Annotated in this window: 17 protein-coding genes and 1 tRNA gene; 16 read left to right on the forward strand and 2 right to left on the reverse strand. The window is 61.8% G+C overall.

Translation table 11 applies throughout. The features are described from left to right. Positions 1 to 451: 451 nt before the first annotated feature. A complete protein-coding gene (locus tag CLV41_RS03385) occupies positions 452 to 1,069 on the reverse strand; it encodes a MarR family winged helix-turn-helix transcriptional regulator (RefSeq protein ID WP_328590029.1) in 618 nt (205 codons plus the stop codon). Between CLV41_RS03385 and CLV41_RS03390 the strand changes: the two genes are divergently transcribed. Next, a complete protein-coding gene (locus tag CLV41_RS03390; protein ID WP_103220836.1) occupies positions 1,068 to 1,589 on the forward strand; it encodes a DUF4405 domain-containing protein in 522 nt (173 codons plus the stop codon). The two genes, CLV41_RS03385 and CLV41_RS03390, sit on opposite strands and share 2 nt — an antisense overlap. Before the next feature lie 473 nt (positions 1,590 to 2,062). Here the strand turns inward: CLV41_RS03390 and CLV41_RS03395 are convergent. After that, a tRNA-Ser gene (locus CLV41_RS03395) sits at positions 2,063 to 2,152 on the reverse strand. Between the two features lie 640 nt (positions 2,153 to 2,792). On the opposite strand from CLV41_RS03395, the gene CLV41_RS03400 reads away from it, so the two are divergent. From CLV41_RS03400 to CLV41_RS03470, 15 genes are all read left to right on the forward strand, one after another. Continuing rightward, on the forward strand, positions 2,793 to 3,452 hold the full coding sequence (locus tag CLV41_RS03400) for a 50S ribosomal protein L21 (RefSeq protein WP_103221509.1): 660 nt from the start codon (positions 2,793 to 2,795) through the stop codon (positions 3,450 to 3,452). 54 nt (positions 3,453 to 3,506) lie between these two features. Beyond that, positions 3,507 to 3,776 carry a 50S ribosomal protein L27 gene (gene rpmA / locus CLV41_RS03405; RefSeq protein WP_103220837.1) on the forward strand — a complete coding sequence of 90 codons (270 nt, stop codon included), beginning with the start codon at positions 3,507 to 3,509 and terminating at the stop codon, positions 3,774 to 3,776. Positions 3,777 to 3,914: 138 nt separating this feature from the next. Further along, a complete protein-coding gene (locus CLV41_RS03410) occupies positions 3,915 to 4,520 on the forward strand; it encodes a GNAT family N-acetyltransferase (RefSeq protein WP_208987247.1) in 606 nt (201 codons plus the stop codon). Continuing rightward, a complete protein-coding gene (locus tag CLV41_RS03415; protein WP_103220839.1) occupies positions 4,517 to 5,086 on the forward strand; it encodes a GNAT family N-acetyltransferase in 570 nt (189 codons plus the stop codon). The genes CLV41_RS03410 and CLV41_RS03415 overlap by 4 nt, the downstream gene beginning before the upstream one ends. Further along, positions 5,083 to 5,628 carry a GNAT family N-acetyltransferase gene (locus CLV41_RS03420; protein WP_103220840.1) on the forward strand — a complete coding sequence of 182 codons (546 nt, stop codon included), beginning with the start codon at positions 5,083 to 5,085 and terminating at the stop codon, positions 5,626 to 5,628. The genes CLV41_RS03415 and CLV41_RS03420 overlap by 4 nt, the downstream gene beginning before the upstream one ends. Continuing rightward, a complete protein-coding gene (locus CLV41_RS03425) occupies positions 5,625 to 6,191 on the forward strand; it encodes a GNAT family N-acetyltransferase (RefSeq protein ID WP_103220841.1) in 567 nt (188 codons plus the stop codon). Before CLV41_RS03420 ends, CLV41_RS03425 begins: the two co-directional genes overlap by 4 nt. A gap of 24 nt (positions 6,192 to 6,215) precedes the next feature. Then, positions 6,216 to 7,262 (forward strand): GTPase ObgE, encoded by a 1,047-nt coding sequence (gene obgE, locus CLV41_RS03430; protein ID WP_103220842.1) that lies wholly within the window; start codon positions 6,216 to 6,218, stop codon positions 7,260 to 7,262. Continuing rightward, positions 7,259 to 8,401, forward strand: a complete 1,143-nt coding sequence (proB, locus tag CLV41_RS03435; protein ID WP_170107104.1) for a glutamate 5-kinase — start codon at positions 7,259 to 7,261, stop codon at positions 8,399 to 8,401. Before obgE ends, proB begins: the two co-directional genes overlap by 4 nt. A 39-nt stretch (positions 8,402 to 8,440) precedes the next feature. Then, positions 8,441 to 9,721 (forward strand): glutamate-5-semialdehyde dehydrogenase, encoded by a 1,281-nt coding sequence (locus CLV41_RS03440; RefSeq protein WP_103220843.1) that lies wholly within the window; start codon positions 8,441 to 8,443, stop codon positions 9,719 to 9,721. Next, positions 9,718 to 10,353, forward strand: a complete 636-nt coding sequence (locus CLV41_RS03445) for a nicotinate-nucleotide adenylyltransferase (RefSeq protein ID WP_103220844.1) — start codon at positions 9,718 to 9,720, stop codon at positions 10,351 to 10,353. Before CLV41_RS03440 ends, CLV41_RS03445 begins: the two co-directional genes overlap by 4 nt. A gap of 229 nt (positions 10,354 to 10,582) precedes the next feature. After that, on the forward strand, positions 10,583 to 10,966 hold the full coding sequence (gene rsfS, locus CLV41_RS03450; RefSeq protein ID WP_103220845.1) for a ribosome silencing factor: 384 nt from the start codon (positions 10,583 to 10,585) through the stop codon (positions 10,964 to 10,966). 79 nt (positions 10,967 to 11,045) lie between these two features. Then, complete coding sequence (gene rlmH / locus CLV41_RS03455; protein ID WP_103220846.1) at positions 11,046 to 11,528, forward strand: 23S rRNA (pseudouridine(1915)-N(3))-methyltransferase RlmH; 483 nt, start codon at positions 11,046 to 11,048, stop codon at positions 11,526 to 11,528. Positions 11,529 to 11,559: 31 nt separating this feature from the next. Next, the gene (locus CLV41_RS03460) at positions 11,560 to 12,063 is read left to right on the forward strand and encodes a GNAT family N-acetyltransferase (protein WP_103220847.1); all 504 of its coding nucleotides are present in this window, start codon (positions 11,560 to 11,562) and stop codon (positions 12,061 to 12,063) included. Positions 12,064 to 12,332: 269 nt separating this feature from the next. Beyond that, on the forward strand, positions 12,333 to 13,724 hold the full coding sequence (locus CLV41_RS03465; RefSeq protein ID WP_208987249.1) for a murein hydrolase activator EnvC family protein: 1,392 nt from the start codon (positions 12,333 to 12,335) through the stop codon (positions 13,722 to 13,724). Beyond that, positions 13,721 to 15,049, forward strand: a complete 1,329-nt coding sequence (locus tag CLV41_RS03470) for a S41 family peptidase (RefSeq protein WP_103220848.1) — start codon at positions 13,721 to 13,723, stop codon at positions 15,047 to 15,049. Before CLV41_RS03465 ends, CLV41_RS03470 begins: the two co-directional genes overlap by 4 nt. The last annotated feature ends 109 nt before the right edge of the window (positions 15,050 to 15,158 follow it).

The raw sequence follows: 15,158 nt of genomic DNA on the forward strand, positions 1-15,158 counted from the left end.
CGGAACCCGGAGGCCCGACCGTGCCGAAGCAGTATCAGCGAGCGCCCTAACAGGGCGTAAAGATGTTGCGGAGCACGTATCTGAAAACATCAACGCGTGTCGCGTCGCCAGAGACAGAAAGCCGGGCGCATGTATACTTCTCCGCTTTGAATTCGTTGGATAAATTCCCTGTCAGAGGGAAGGAACTGCGGCCTTCGGCAACAAGAACTGACGAATAGACTCTCGACTGCCGGTGTGTCCGTCTGCCGTGGCAAAATCAAAGATCTGCTTCGATATTTCGCGGGTCTTTAGCATCAATCACATGACCCGGCAGCTCTATAGACACGGCATCAGGTCCTGGCCCGGCCAGCATGCGAGTCCAGGGTCCACGGCCCCTCGTTCAGGCAGCGTCGTCTTGGAGCGAATACAGCCGGTATGGCGCAAGCCGGTGATCGGGTCACTGGTGATCAGGTCACTCTTCAGTTGGCAGATCCTTGATGTCATCGGCAAACTTGCGCATCAGGCGGGCGAATGTCGTGAGGTCCTCATCCTCCCAAGAAGCAAAGATCGTGCGGCCGATCTTCTGCCGCGCCGAGTCAATCTTGTCGGTGTAGGAACGGCCTTGCGCTGAAAGAACCGCTTCGCGCACGCGGTGATCCGAAACCGAGCCCCGGCGTTCGATCAGGCCGAGTTTTTCGAGCTTGGCAAGTTGGCGGCTGACGGTCGTGTGGTCCCGCCCCGCCCGGTCGGCGAGTTCCATTACACCGATCGGGCCGAAGTGCTGCACCCCGACCAGCAGCGGAAACAGCGCCCGGTCGAGCCTGACACCGGCTCTGGCGAGAATCTCGTCATCCCGCTGCGGGCGGTTCATCACTGCGATGATCTCGACCAGCGCTGCATGAATTCCGACCATATCGTCAAAACTACGTGCATCTTGCACGGACTTCTCGTTTGGCATATAGAAACTCCGCTTCCGTGCAAGATGCACGCGAATTGGCACTATGGCAAATTGCGCTTTCCATCGCCAGTGGAGCGCGGCTTTGCCGTATTGCGGCCCGAACGGACATTTTTCTCGAAGGAGCATCACCATGGCGACAAAGATCCCCCTGCGCCGATGGGCCACCCCGCTGACGATCGGATCCTTTCTGCTGATGACGGGAACGGGGGTGACGATGTTTTTTGACTTCGAACCAGGGCTGATAACGGTCACCCATCAATGGCTGTCCTGGCTGTTCCTGCTGGCGGTTGCCGCCCATATATGGCTCAATTTCAGGCCATTCCGATCCCACCTGAAATCCTCCTGGGGGCGTGGCGGCATCGCGGTCTTCGGCGTTCTGCTGATCCTGTCATTCTTCACCTGGGGGATGATCACCGGTCCTCAGATGAAGGACAGAATTGAGCACAGGCTGGTCGAAGCGCCCCTTTCCGCGCTTGCCGCGGTGGCCGGCGTTCCGGTCGCGGAACTGCTCCGCCGGTTTGCAGCCAACGGCTTTGAGGCGAGCGCGGAGGACTCCATCCACGCTCTTGTCGCCAGGCATGGCGGAGACGAGAACTTCCCGCTCGCCATCGTGTTCCTGCCCGAAAGGGTGGACACGCCCGCCAGCGAATAGGGTGCTTTGGTTTCGTGTCGTGAAGGGAGGCAAGGCACTCTCGTCGCGGCAAACGCGAAAGTTTCAAGGGGTGCTACGTCCGCAAAGTAGATACTTATAGGCACCGATACCGGGTGCTCATAAGGAAAAAGCCCGCGTTTCGCCCACGTGTCAGATCGTCAGGCGCTAACCAGGATACTGAAAGTGCAACTCTTCGCTCTGGGGCGGAAACCGATTCTGCGGATGTGATCTATTTCTGAAAAAATGGCGGAGTGAGGACAAAGTCCGAACCCGGAGCCATGCGCTCAAGTAGTCCGAAGGGCGATAGCGCAAGAAATAAATGGAGGAGTGAGGACAAAGTCCGAACCCGGAGCCATGCGCTCAAGTAGTCCGAAGGGCGATAGCGCAAGAAATAAATGGCGGAGTGAGGACAAAGTCCGAACCCGGAGCCATGCGCTCAAGTAGCCCGAAGGGCGGTAGCGCAAACAAAGAAATGGCGGAGAGAGAGGGATTCGAACCCTCGGAACGCTTGCGCGCTCAACGGTTTTCGAGACCGCCCCGTTCGACCACTCCGGCACCTCTCCGCGATACTTTTGACTAAACGGGTCTCAAGTGGCGCGGAACATAGACACACAGCGCGCGCGCCGCAAGACCGGATTTCAGTGTTTTTCGCCGAATGTGGATGAGCCGGATTTCCTGGCCCGCGCGGGGAGGCTGAACGGCTGAACGCGAGCGGTTCGGAGGTTTCCCGACGGCCGGCTTGTCACGGATCGGCTGGCGGTTCGGAAAGAGGCCCGGGCAACGGATCGCCTAACGAGGTCTACGCCCTGACCCGGGACGGCGAGGCCCGGAGCTCATGCGGCGCGGGCACGGCGCGCGACGGGGCGGCGGCTCTCACATGGCGCTCCGCTGCGGGCCGGGCCGGACAACGCAGCCGGCCGGAAGCATAATCCCGGCGGAACGGCTCAGATTTCCGTTTGACATCACGGGCTGGCTGACTATATTGCGCGGGCTCGAAAAGGTTCGCCTTTCCGGGCATTGACCGTCGTTCCAGGCCTGCCGGGCTTTTACAGCTTCACGCTCAACCCGTCACCAAAGACTTGTCAACCGGGCTTTTTGCTCCGGTGAGACAGGCGCCTCGTTTCGACCCGATAGCTGCCGGCCGACAGGTGTTTGATCATCGCGGCCGGTGAGTTCAAAAACGAAAAGAAGGACGTGCGAGACATGTTCGCAGTGATCAAGACCGGCGGCAAGCAGTATACTGTCGCTGCCGACGACCTCCTGAAGGTCGAAAAACTGGATGCCGACGCCGGCAGCACCGTCACCTTCGACGACGTGCTGATGGTTGGCAACGGAACCGATACCACAATTGGCGCGCCGCTTGTCGAAGGCGCCAGCGTCGTTGCGGAAGTGGTCGAGCAGGGCCGCAACCGCAAGATCATCATTTTCAAGAAGCGCCGGCGTCAGAATTCCCGCCGCCGCAACGGCCATCGTCAGTCCTTCACCCTCGTCAAGGTGACCGACATCCTGACCGGTGGCGCCAAGCCGGCCAAGAAGGCTGCGCCGAAGAAGGCAGCGCCACAGGCCGAAGAGGCTCCGGCCGCAGCGAAGGTTGCTGAAGAGAAGCCTGCCGCGGATAAGAAGGAAGAGGCGGCTGTCGAGCCTCTCTTCACCGCACCGGACGGCAAGGACGATCTGAAGAAGATCTCCGGCGTCGGCCCGGTTCTGGAAAAGAAGCTGAATGCCCTGGGCATCATGACCTATGAGCAGATCGTCGGCTTTTCCGCGGAAGACATTACCCGCGTCGACGAGGTCCTGAACTTCAAGGGCCGCATCGAGCGCGACAACTGGGTTGAACAGGCCAAGGAACTGGCCGGCAAGTAAGCCGCCGTTTCGCGTACCTGTTAAAGAGAATTCGAAGAACGAGGAGTTCTAACGATGGCACATAAAAAGGCAGGCGGTTCATCCCGCAACGGCCGCGACTCAGCCGGCCGCCGTCTTGGCGTCAAGAAATTCGGCGGGGAAGCTGTAATTCCCGGCAACATCATCGCTCGTCAGCGTGGCACCCAGTGGCACCCGGGCAACGGCGTGGGCATGGGTAAGGACCATACCATTTTCGCGACCGTGGAAGGCAAGGTTGAGTTTCAGGCGAAAGCCAACAAACGAACCTATATCAATGTGGTCCCGGTAGCGGTAGCTGCGGAGTAAAGCCGACGTGAAGTTTCGAAGCGCCGGTGTCCCTCACGACCCCGGCAATTCGAGACAGGTCAGCAATCGACCGGTCAAAGATCCAAGGGAGAGATGGGACACCATCTCTCCCTTGATTTGTTTTGGCTGGAGGAAAAAATGGTTGTTGAAAGCGATGGTTTATTAGACGAGAGCAGTCTGATCGCGGCCCCGTTGCCGCAGGAAGCGGTTCGTGTGCGGCTGGACAAGCCGCGCAGGGACGATCTGGCCGATCTGGTGTATCTGGCCGACAACAGGACCGTGGCGGCGAACCTCGCCACCATGCCGCATCCCTTCACCGCCAGGGATGGCCGCGCCCTGATCGAAAAGGCGGGTCATGACCGGCCCTGCACGGCCGTCTTCGCGATCCGGCTGAAAAGCACCGGCCGGCTGATCGGCATAGCCAGATACGCGGCCGTGGAGGCGGATGGCCCTGTCCATGTCGGCTACTGGCTGGGCGAACCGTTCTGGGGGCGGGGTTTCGCGACCGAGGCGGTGCATTCCCTCGTCGATCACGCTTTCACCTGGCACGGCATGAACGAACTTCAGGGCTCCTGCAGGGTGACCAATCCGGCCTCCCGCCGGGTGCTGGTCAAATCCGGGTTCCAGTACCGCGACCAGGCGATGATCCGCTCGATCGGCGCGGGCGGATCCGTGCCGATCGAGCGCTATACGCTGGAACGGGCCGTCTGGAAGTCGCTCAAGGGATGGGGACAGGGACAATGATCACCTTACCGGAATTGAAGACGCGGCGATTGATCCTGCGGGCGCTTGCCGCGGGCGATGCCTCCGCGATCGCCGATCTGGGCGGCCGCGATTTTGAAATCGTCCGCTGGCTCACCGGCGCGTCCTGGCCCTATGTCGAAGGCGAGGCGGAAGATTTCGTCAACAAGGTGGTCGGCACGAACCCGATGGAGACCGAGGCGCCCTTCGTGGTGACCCTGGGCGGTGTCTTCATCGGCGTCGTGGCGGTCGAAGCGCCCGGAGATCTGGACGACTTGCCCGATTTGCCGTCGCTTGGCTATTGGATAGGCCGTCCATTCCAGGGCCACGGCTACGCCGGCGAGGCGGTGGAAGCGGTTCTGCAATGGGCTTTCGATGCCTATGGAACCGATGCGATTGCCGCCCGCGCCTTCGAGGACAACACCCGTTCGCGGGCGCTCTTGCGCAAATTCGGCTTCAGGCCGCACAGCATGACGGAACGCTTTTCCAAGGCATTGGACCGGAAGGTCTCCAATGTCGTTGTCCGGCTGGAGCGGGCCGACTTCGAAGCCCGGAAGGAACCGGCATGAGCCTTCCAGTTCTCAAGACGGCGAGGCTGGTGCTGCGGCCTGTTGCGCAGGGCGATGCCGACAGGATTGTTGAGCTTGTCGGGAATTTCGACGTTGCCCGCATGCTCTCCCTCGTGCCGCATCCCTACCGCCGGGAGGATGCGCTCTGGTGGATCGACCAGACATGTGCCTACGCGGACGGCGGGGAACGTGCCTTTGCAATCGACGAAGGCAGCGGGCTGATCGGTGCCGTCTCGGTGGGGCGTGACGGGCCCGCACCGGAATTCGGCTATTGGCTCGGCAAACCCTATTGGGGCAGGGGGCTCATGACCGAGGCGGGACGCGCGGCGCTTGCCTGGTATTTTGAAGCCTTCCGGGACGCGTCGATCTTGAGCGGCGCGCTGGACGAAAATAGCGCTTCGTTGAATGTACTGCGCAAACTCGGCTTTGCCGGGCCGCACCCCCACCGCCTGCGGATCAAATCCCGGGGTCAGGACCTGCCCGGCACACGGGTCAGGCTGACGTTTGAAACGTTTAATTCTGCAGCGAGGGTATTGTCATGACCCCGATCAACCTGGAGACGGACCGTCTGCGGTTGCGGCCACCGGTCCCTGCGGATCTGGAGCGCTGTGCGGAACTGCTGGGCGACTATGAAGTTGCCAGGATGCTGTCGCGTGTGCCCCACCCTTACGATCTGGAGCGCGGCAGAACCTCGCTGCAGGCGTCCGTGGACAGCTGGGCCGACTGGAAGACAGCCGGAGACCTCGGCTTTCAGATTGACCATGAAGGTGAAATGATCGGCGGCTTCGCCTTCAAAAAGTTGCAGGAGACCCCGGAGATCGGCTATTGGCTGGGGCGTCCCTATTGGGGCAGGGGGTTTATGAGCGAGGCGGTCGGAGCCGCGATTGACTGGCTGTTCCGCAACACGGATCACCAGCTTGTGGCCTGCGAGGCCATGACCGAGAATCCTGCCTCCCTCAAGGTTGCGGAAAAACTCGGTTTCCGTGAGGTCGGACAAGTGGACTGCGCCAGTGTATCGCGCGGGACAACGGTGCCTGCCATCCGCATGGAACTGACACGGAAAGATTTTTTAAACGGCTTTGACTCGAGACAGGATCAGGCCTGACAACCGGATAAAAAGAGAAGAACAATGAAATTCCTCGATCAGGCCAAGATCTATCTGCGCTCCGGCAATGGCGGGGCGGGCAGCGTCTCGTTCCGGCGCGAGAAATACATCGAATACGGCGGTCCGGACGGCGGCGACGGCGGCAAGGGCGGCGATGTGATCGTCGAATGTGTCGACGGTCTCAACACGCTGATCGACTACCGTTACCAGCAGCATTTCAAGGCCGAAACCGGCATTCACGGCATGGGCCGCAACCGCACCGGCGCCCATGGTGGCGACGTGGTTCTGAAGGTGCCGGTCGGCACGCAGATCTTCGAGGAAGACAACGAGACGCTGATTGCCGACCTGACCGAACTGGGCCAGCGTGTGCTGCTGCTCAAGGGCGGCAATGGCGGCTTCGGCAACGCGCATTTCAAGTCTTCGGTCAACCAGGCGCCGCGCCGGGCCAATCCGGGTCTCGAGGGCGAGGAAAAATGGATCTGGCTGCGGCTCAAGCTGATCGCCGATGCCGGACTGGTCGGCCTGCCCAATGCCGGCAAGTCGACATTCCTGTCCAAGGTGACCGCGGCCAAGCCGAAGATCGCCGACTATCCCTTCACCACCCTTCATCCCAACCTCGGCATTGTCCAGATCGACGGCAACAGCTTCGCGATGGCCGATATTCCCGGGTTGATCGAAGGCGCCCATGAAGGCACGGGTCTCGGCGACCGGTTCCTCGGCCATGTGGAACGCACCCGCGTGCTGCTTCATCTGGTCGACGGCTCCGGCATGGAAGATCCGGGCGAAGCCTACAAGGTCGTTCGCGGCGAACTGGAGGCCTATGGCGCTGGCCTCGTGGACAAGCCGGAAATCGTCGCCCTGTCCAAATGCGACGCGCTCAACGAGGAGCTGATCGCCCAACAGTCGGCAAGCCTGGAAGCCGCGTGCGGCCAGAAGCCGCTGATCCTGTCCTCGGCCAGCGGTCTCAATGTCGACCGGGCGCTGCGCATGATCGTGCGGGCCATCGACAAGGACAAGCAGGACGCGGCCAATCAGGTTCCCTCACCCGAACAGGAGGGCTGGCATCCGTGACGTCCGCGTCCCGCGGCCTGAAGGGCTACAGCCGCATCGTCGTCAAGATCGGGTCCGCCCTGCTGGTCGAACGGGGTGAGCTGAAACGCGCATGGCTGGATGCCCTGGTTTGCGATCTGGTGGCGCTTGTCGATTCCGGCGCCGAGGTGCTGATCGTCTCCTCCGGCTCAATTGCTCTCGGCCGTGGCATTCTCGGGCTGCCCGCGGGGCCGCTGAAACTGGAGGAAAGCCAGGCTGCCGCCGCCGCCGGGCAGATCTCGCTGGCGCAGGCCTACGCGGATGCGCTCGGCGCCCATGGCAAGAAGGCCGGACAGATCCTGCTGACCCTGGGCGACACAGAAGAACGCCGCCGCTATCTGAATGCCCGCGCCACAATCGGCATGCTTTTGAAACTGGGCGCGGTGCCGATCATCAATGAAAACGACTCTGTGGCCACCTCGGAAATCCGCTACGGCGACAATGACCGCCTGGCGGCGCGTGTCGCCACGATGGCGAGTGCCGATTGCCTGGTGCTGCTGTCCGATATCGACGGGCTTTATACCGCGCCTCCCCAACAGGATCCCGATGCCGTGTTCCTGCCGGAAGTCGCGCGCATCACGCCGGAAATCGAGGCGATGGCCGGCAGCGCCGGATCGGAGCTTTCACGCGGCGGCATGAAAACCAAGATCGACGCAGGCAAGATCGCGACCGCGGCAGGAACCTCGATGGTCATCACCTCCGGCAAGGAACTCAATCCGCTGAAGCGCCTCGACGAGGGAGGCAGGGGGACCTGGTTCCCGGCAATCGCCACGCCGGCCAGCGCCCGCAAGGCCTGGATCGGCGGTCACCTGGAGCCGCGCGGCAGGATTGTGCTGGATGCCGGTGCGGTCAAGGCGATGAAATCCGGCAAGAGCCTGCTGCCCGCGGGCGTGACATCGGTCACCGGGACGTTCACCCGCGGCGATGCCGTCATTCTGCTCAATCCCGAGGGCGGGATGATCGGCCGGGGTCTTGTCGCCTATGACGCGGACGAGGCCCAACTGATCGCCGGGCGCAACAGCCGGGAAATCGAGGCGATTGTCGGCTATCCGGGCCGCGCCGAAATGATCCATCGGGACGATCTGGTCCTGGAAGATGCGTTTTTGAACGGAACAGGTTAAAAGGCCGGAGACATACCGGTTGAACAGGAGTTTGCAGCTATGCTGGATGTAGTCGAGGCAAAGACCACCGAGGACCTGATGGCGCGGATCGGGCAGCGTGCCCGCGCAGCCGGGCGGATCCTTGCCACGGCACCGGCAGAGCAGAAGAACAAGGCCCTGCGCGAGATGGCGGTTGCCGTGCGCGCCTCGATGCCGGAAATCCTTGCCGGAAACAGGCAGGATATCGACGCCATGACCGCCAACGGCCAGGCCGCGTCTTTCCTCGATCGCGGCACCCTCACCGAAGAGCGGATCGAGGCCATCGCCAGGGCGCTGGAGGATATCGTCGCACTCGAGGATCCCGTCGGCAGCGTCATTGCCGCCTGGGAACGCCCGAACGGTCTGAAGATCGAGCGCGTGCGCACGCCGCTCGGCGTCATCGGCGTGATCTATGAAAGCCGTCCCAACGTGACGGCCGATGCCGGGGCCCTGTGCCTGAAGGCCGGCAATGCGGTGGTCCTGCGTGGCGGCTCCGACACGATCCGCTCCAACAGGGCGATCCACGCGGCCCTTCAGAAAGGTCTCGCGGCGGCGGGACTTCCCGAAGACGCCATCCAGATGGTTCCGGTCACCGACAGGGCGGCGGTGGGCGAAATGCTGCGCGGTCTGAACGGCAATCTCGACGTCATCGTGCCGCGCGGCGGCCGCAGCCTTGTGGAACGCGTGCAGAGCGAGGCGCGCGTGCCGGTCTTCGCGCATCTGGAAGGCCTCGTGCATATCTTCGTCGACAAGGCCGCCGATTTGAGCCAATCCGTCGATATCGTCGTGAATTCCAAGCTCCGCCGCACGGGCATTTGCGGTTCGCTGGAAACGCTTCTGGTGCATGAGGACGTCGCTCACAGCCACCTGCCTGTGATCGTCAAGGCCCTGCAGGAACGGGGCTGCGAGATCCGCGGCGGCGCCCGCGTGCGCGAGATCTGCGAAAACATCGTTCCGGCCAGCGAGGATGACTGGTCCACCGAGTACCTCGACAAGGTCCTCGCGGTGAAGGTCGTCAAGGATCTGGACGCGGCAATGGACCATATCGCCCGGTACGGTTCCAACCACACCGACTGTATCCTGACGGAAGACCAGGGCGCGGCGGAGCGGTTCCAGCGGGAAGTCGATTCGGCCATCGTCCTGCACAATGCCTCCACCCAGTTTGCCGATGGCGGCGAATTCGGCATGGGCGCGGAAATCGGCATCGCCACGGGGCGGATGCATGCGCGCGGACCGGTCGGCGTCGAACAGCTGACCAGTTTCAAATACAAGGTTCACGGGACGGGCCAGACGCGCCCATGAGTGCTTCAGGTCCTGGGCCGGACCTCGGCCGTGACTGGCTGAAACTGCCCCATGCCGAAGCCGGAAACCGGATCGGCATCTTCGGCGGATCGTTCAATCCGCCGCATTCCGGTCACCGGCTTGTGGCCTCGACCGTGCTCAAGCGGCTGGGGCTCGATCAGGTCTGGTGGTTCGTGACGCCGGGCAATCCGCTCAAGAGCCATTCAGATCTCGCGCCGCTGGAAACGCGGCTGCACCTGACCAGCGCGCTTGCCGATCATCCGCGCATGAAAGTGACCGCTTACGAGGCGGTTCTCGGCACGCCCTATACGGCCAGAACGATCATGGCGCTGCGCGCGAGGCGGCCGGCCGTGCGATTCGTCTGGGTCATGGGGGCGGACAATTTAGCCGGCTTTCATCGCTGGCAGGACTGGCGGGCCATTGTCGGCTCGGTACCGGTCGCCATTGTCGACCGGCCGGGCGCATCGCTCTCGGTTCTGTCGTCGCCGATGGCGAAAGTCTATGAAAAATATAGACTTCCGGAAGAAGATGCGGCACTTCTACCCGGCATGAAAGCCCCTGTCTGGACCTTTCTGCACACCCCGCTGGACCAGACATCCTCGACAAAATTGCGGCAAATCCGGAGACGGTAAACTCCGGATTTGCCATGTGAAAATCCCTGTCTTGAAAATGCCAAACGGGAAGCGGTATTATAGGCGCGGTCGCGGTGACGCGGCCGAGGTACGGTCAACCGGTCCTGTATCCAAAACGGGTGACGTATGAAGTCGAACTTTTTTGTTCGTGACGACGTTGGGCACAGGACGGCACAAACGGCGAAAGGCACAACACCTGACCATGACCTTTGAAAGTGGGCGGACAGATATGTCCTCTCCTCTGCAGGCATCCGTAAGCACTGATCTTGCGGCTGACCTTCTCGATACGGTCCTCACCAGTCTGGACGACTCCAAAGCTGAGGACGTTGTTACTCTCGACATCGCAGGCAAAAGTTCCCTGGCCGATCACATGGTGATCGTGTCCGGACGCTCCCACCGTCATGTGGGCGCGATAGCGGATCATTTGCAGAAGGACCTGAAAGCGGCCGGCGCCGGCAAGGCAACGGTTGAGGGTATGGCCACCTGCGATTGGGTGCTGATTGATGCGGGTGATGTGATCGTTCACATTTTCCGTCCGGAAGTACGCGGCTTCTACAATCTTGAAAAGATGTGGGCGCCGGAAGCGGACGAAACACCGCAATATATCGGTTGAGACGGGAATGAGGTCCTGACGGCAGGGCCTCTGTCCGCCGAGGGATAAAGTCACCGGATCGTTTTCCGGCGGAGATTTCATGCGCTTTACGCTTTCCTGCATTGGCCGGATGAAGGCTGGTGCGGACAGGGACCTTCTCGACCGTTATCTGGACAGGGCCCGCAAGTCCGGCCGCGGCCTCGGCATAACCGGGGTGCTCCTCAATGAAATGCCGGAAAGCCGTGCTCAGCGCGCCGAAGACCGCAAGGCGGAAGAGGCCGGCGGCATTCTCGCGTCGCTCCAGAGCGGCGCCCGCCTCGTTGTTCTCGACGAAAACGGCAGGAACATGAGCAGTGCGGCATTCAGCCGGACGCTGGAAACCTGGAAAAACGACAGCGTGCCGGAAATCGTCTTCGCGATCGGTGGCGCTGACGGCCACGGCGGAGAGGCTCTTGCAAGAGCGGATCTCAAGCTGGCTCTCGGCGCGATGACCTGGCCGCATCAGATCGCCCGCATCCTGCTGGCCGAACAGATCTACCGGGCCATGACCATTCAGTCGGGCCATCCCTATCACCGGGTCTGATGTCGCGGCGCTGAAACAAACCTGAAGAGGAATTGCAGTGATCCCGACGATCGAAACAGAACGCCTGATCCTGCGGCCGATCACGATGGAGGACTGGCCGGATTTCTCCGCTTTGATGCAGTCGGACCGCGCGGCCTATATGGGCGGCCCGATGTCGAAGGAAAAGGCCTGGGGCGCCTTCTGCCATGACGTGGCGCTCTGGCCGCTGATGGGACATGGAGCCCTGATGATCGCGGAGCGCGGCTCCGGCCGATGCCTCGGTCAGGTGGGCATCAATCATGGCCCGCTCTTTCCCGAACATGAAATCGGCTGGTTGGTCTATCCGCATGCGGAGGGTAAGGGGATTGCCTTCGAAGCGGCAAAGGCGTTTCGGGACTGGGGCCTGAAGGAACGCGGCCTGCAGACCCTTGTGAGCTATGTGGATCCGGACAATATCCGCTCCTGCAGGCTTGCCGAACGGCTGGGCGCGAAGCTGGATGCGCAGGCCCCGCGCAACGATCCCCGCGATCTGGTGTACAGGCACGCCGTGACGTAATGCCACTGCCGGAGCCGTCATGCGTCGCTGGCATTGAATCATGTTGAATCATGAAGGATCTTTAATGCGGCTATCGCAGGGAAAACGCGCCGCTGCCCGTATCTCGCCGCAATCGGCACGTAACGGTCAGATCATCATGGGAAAAAGAGGTTGGAGCGTGAGGCGATACACGCGGGAGCTGACGTTGAGCAACCGGCCGACAGGGTAAACGGTTCGTTAACACAGACTGTGTATCGCAAACAGGTCTAACCTTCGGGAGCTGAGACAGGTTGAAACCGGATCGCATCAAGGTCGTGCGTCCTGGACTTAAGAAGCGGCTGCTTGTCAAGCCGCTCTTGGGCAGCCTTCTTGCGGGCGCGCTTGCATTGCCGCTGCCGGCGCTCGCGACCGAAAGCGTTGATGAAGCGCCGCAGAACCGGCCCGCCGCCACAGCGGAGACCGATGCCGCGGCCGAAAGCAAAAAGGTGCGCGAAGAGGAACTGGCCGCACTGTCGCGGGACATTGAAGTCTCCACCGACCGCCAGGCCGCCATCGCCCGCGAAATCAGGTCCCTGGACCGGGATCGCGAAACGCTGAACGCCAGGATCATCGGCACGTCCGATACGATCCAGGGCCTGGAAACCGAACTGACCGATACCGAGCGCCGGCTGAGAAGTCTTGGCGAGAACGAGGACGCCGTGCGGCTGTCCCTGATCGCCCGCCGCGATATTCTGTCGGAAGTGCTGGCCGCGCTGCAAAGACTCGGACGGCGCCCTCCGCCAGCCCTGGCTGTGCGCCCGAGCGATGCCTTGTCCGCTGTCCGCAGTGCGATTCTCCTGAACGCCGTCATGCCGGAGCTGAAAGTGGAGACGGAGGCTCTGGCGGAGGATCTGGAGGAGCTTCACCGGATCAGAAGCGTGATTGCCGAGGAAAAAAACCGTCTGCGCGGCGATGCGATGCGATTGGCTGAGGAAAAGTCGCGTCTGGAGCTTCTGTTGAGCGCCAAAAGGCAGGAACATCAAAGATCCGTACGGGATCTCGAAGCGGAGAAGCAGCGCGCCGCCGAACTGGCCGAGCAGGCCGGGTCTCTCCAGGAGCTGATCGCGAATTTGGAAACTGAAATCGAAAGCGCCCGCGAGGCCGCGGAGAAGTCCAGGCAGGCGTCGCTGGAGACGAAGGGAAAGTCATCACGCGGGTTTGATCCGTTTTCCGATCCGGGACGGCTGGCGCCGGTGATACCTTTCCAGGAGGCGAGGGCCCAACTGCCTCAGCCCGTTGCCGGAACCCTTCTCAAGGATTTCGGTGAGGAAGATGATTTTGGCGGTGTGACGGAAGGACAATCTATCGCCACAAGGCCGGGTTCTAATGTAACCTCTCCGGCGGACGGCTGGGTGGTCTATTCGGGACCGTTCCGTTCGTTCGGACAGCTCTTGATCCTGAATACCGGTGATGGCTACCATGTGCTGTTGGCCGGGATGGACCGGATCGATGCGGAGTTGGGGCAATTTGTTCTTACCGGGGAACCGGTTGGGGTCATGGGCGCGACGCAATGGGCAAGCGCCTCGACCTTTGGCTTGGGTTCGACCCAGCCGATACTATATGTTGAATTTCGGAAGGACGGCCGTGCGATCGACCCCACACCCTGGTGGGCGCACATAGAAGAAGAAAAGGCTCGCGGATGATACGGAAAGCTTCCTTGCTGCTGGTGGGTGCCCTGATGGGAGCTGCGGCAGTCACGACAATGGCCCAGATGCCGCTCAATGTGTCCGTGGCAGCCAATGCGGCGGCAACGGATACGTACCGGCAGCTCAATCTGTTCGGTGACGTGTTCGAACGGGTACGCTCGGACTACGTGGAAGTGCCGGACGATGCCCAGTTGATCGAGAATGCCATCAACGGCATGCTGACATCGCTGGATCCCCATTCCAGCTACATGTCGCCGAAGAGTTTTCGCGACATGCAGGTGCAGACCCGCGGCGAATTCGGCGGTCTCGGCATCGAGGTTACGATGGAAGACGGTCTTGTGAAGGTCGTCTCGCCGATCGACGATACACCGGCGGCCAAGGCGGGTGTCCTGGCCGGCGACCTGATCACCTCCATCGACGGAGAGCAGGTTCAGGGTCTGACGCTGAACGAAGCGGTCGAGAAGATGCGTGGTCCAGTTCATACGGACATCGTGGTCACCCTCCGCCGCGAGGGCCGCGCGGAACCGTTCGACATCACCATCACCCGCGACATTATCCGCATCCAGTCCGTGCGCTGGCGGGAAGAGGACGATGTCGGCTATATCCGTGTCACCCAGTTCAACGAACAGACCTTCGACGGTATCAGGGACGGCATTGAGGAAATGAGCGGCAATATCGGTGGGGACAAGCTGAAAGGCTTTGTCATCGATCTGCGCAACAACCCGGGCGGTCTTCTGGATCAGGCAATCGCCGTGTCCGATGCCTTCCTCGACCGGGGCGAAATCGTTTCGACCCGCGGACGCGAAGCGGAAGAAACCCAGCGCTACAATGCGCGTGCGGGTGATCTGACGGATGGCAAACCGGTGATCGTTCTCGTGAACGGCGGGTCTGCTTCAGCTTCGGAAATCGTTGCCGGCGCGTTGCAGGATCACCGCCGGGCGACCATCCTGGGGAGCCGTTCCTTCGGCAAGGGCTCCGTGCAGACCATCATTCCGCTGGGTGCCAACGGCGCGATCCGACTGACGACCGCCCGCTATTACACGCCGTCCGGAAACTCCATCCAGGCGAAAGGCATCGTGCCGGATATCGAAGCCCTGCAGGAGCTGCCGGAAGAGCTGGTCGGCCGTGTCGACACCAAGGGGGAAGCGGGTCTGCGCGGCCACCTGGAAGCCGACGGTGAGGAAGAATCCGGCAGCCAGGCCTATGTGCCGGCGGATCCGAAAGACGACACCCAGCTGAAGCTGGCTCTGGACCTCTTGCGCGGTATTCAGGCGAACAGCGCCTTCCCGCCGGTCTCCGACAGCGCGGCCGTCAAAAACTGACAAACAGCAATGTGCGCCGGTCCGCCGGCGCACATTTTCCATTCTCGTTCTGCGTATCCATACAACAACCATGATGCCGGTCAGCCCGTTCGCGCGCCGGTCAACAGGC

The organism is Roseibium marinum, assembly GCF_002906165.1.
Taxonomy (GTDB): Bacteria; Pseudomonadota; Alphaproteobacteria; order Rhizobiales; family Stappiaceae; genus Roseibium; species Roseibium marinum.

Excerpts from the sequence above, each read along its gene's own strand:
- CLV41_RS03390 (WP_103220836.1), top strand. The coding sequence starts at position 1,068 with ATGGCGACAAAGATCCCCCTGCGCCGATGGGCCACCCCGCTGACGATC.
- CLV41_RS03385 (WP_328590029.1), bottom strand. The coding sequence starts at position 1,069 with ATGGTGATGCTCCTTCGAGAAAAATGTCCGTTCGGGCCGCAATACGGC.
- CLV41_RS03400 (WP_103221509.1), top strand. The coding sequence starts at position 2,793 with ATGTTCGCAGTGATCAAGACCGGCGGCAAGCAGTATACTGTCGCTGCC.
- rpmA (WP_103220837.1), top strand. The coding sequence starts at position 3,507 with ATGGCACATAAAAAGGCAGGCGGTTCATCCCGCAACGGCCGCGACTCA.
- CLV41_RS03410 (WP_208987247.1), top strand. The coding sequence starts at position 3,915 with ATGGTTGTTGAAAGCGATGGTTTATTAGACGAGAGCAGTCTGATCGCG.
- CLV41_RS03415 (WP_103220839.1), top strand. The coding sequence starts at position 4,517 with ATGATCACCTTACCGGAATTGAAGACGCGGCGATTGATCCTGCGGGCG.
- CLV41_RS03420 (WP_103220840.1), top strand. The coding sequence starts at position 5,083 with ATGAGCCTTCCAGTTCTCAAGACGGCGAGGCTGGTGCTGCGGCCTGTT.
- CLV41_RS03425 (WP_103220841.1), top strand. The coding sequence starts at position 5,625 with ATGACCCCGATCAACCTGGAGACGGACCGTCTGCGGTTGCGGCCACCG.
- obgE (WP_103220842.1), top strand. The coding sequence starts at position 6,216 with ATGAAATTCCTCGATCAGGCCAAGATCTATCTGCGCTCCGGCAATGGC.
- CLV41_RS03440 (WP_103220843.1), top strand. The coding sequence starts at position 8,441 with ATGCTGGATGTAGTCGAGGCAAAGACCACCGAGGACCTGATGGCGCGG.
- CLV41_RS03445 (WP_103220844.1), top strand. The coding sequence starts at position 9,718 with ATGAGTGCTTCAGGTCCTGGGCCGGACCTCGGCCGTGACTGGCTGAAA.
- rsfS (WP_103220845.1), top strand. The coding sequence starts at position 10,583 with ATGTCCTCTCCTCTGCAGGCATCCGTAAGCACTGATCTTGCGGCTGAC.
- rlmH (WP_103220846.1), top strand. The coding sequence starts at position 11,046 with ATGCGCTTTACGCTTTCCTGCATTGGCCGGATGAAGGCTGGTGCGGAC.
- CLV41_RS03470 (WP_103220848.1), top strand. The coding sequence starts at position 13,721 with ATGATACGGAAAGCTTCCTTGCTGCTGGTGGGTGCCCTGATGGGAGCT.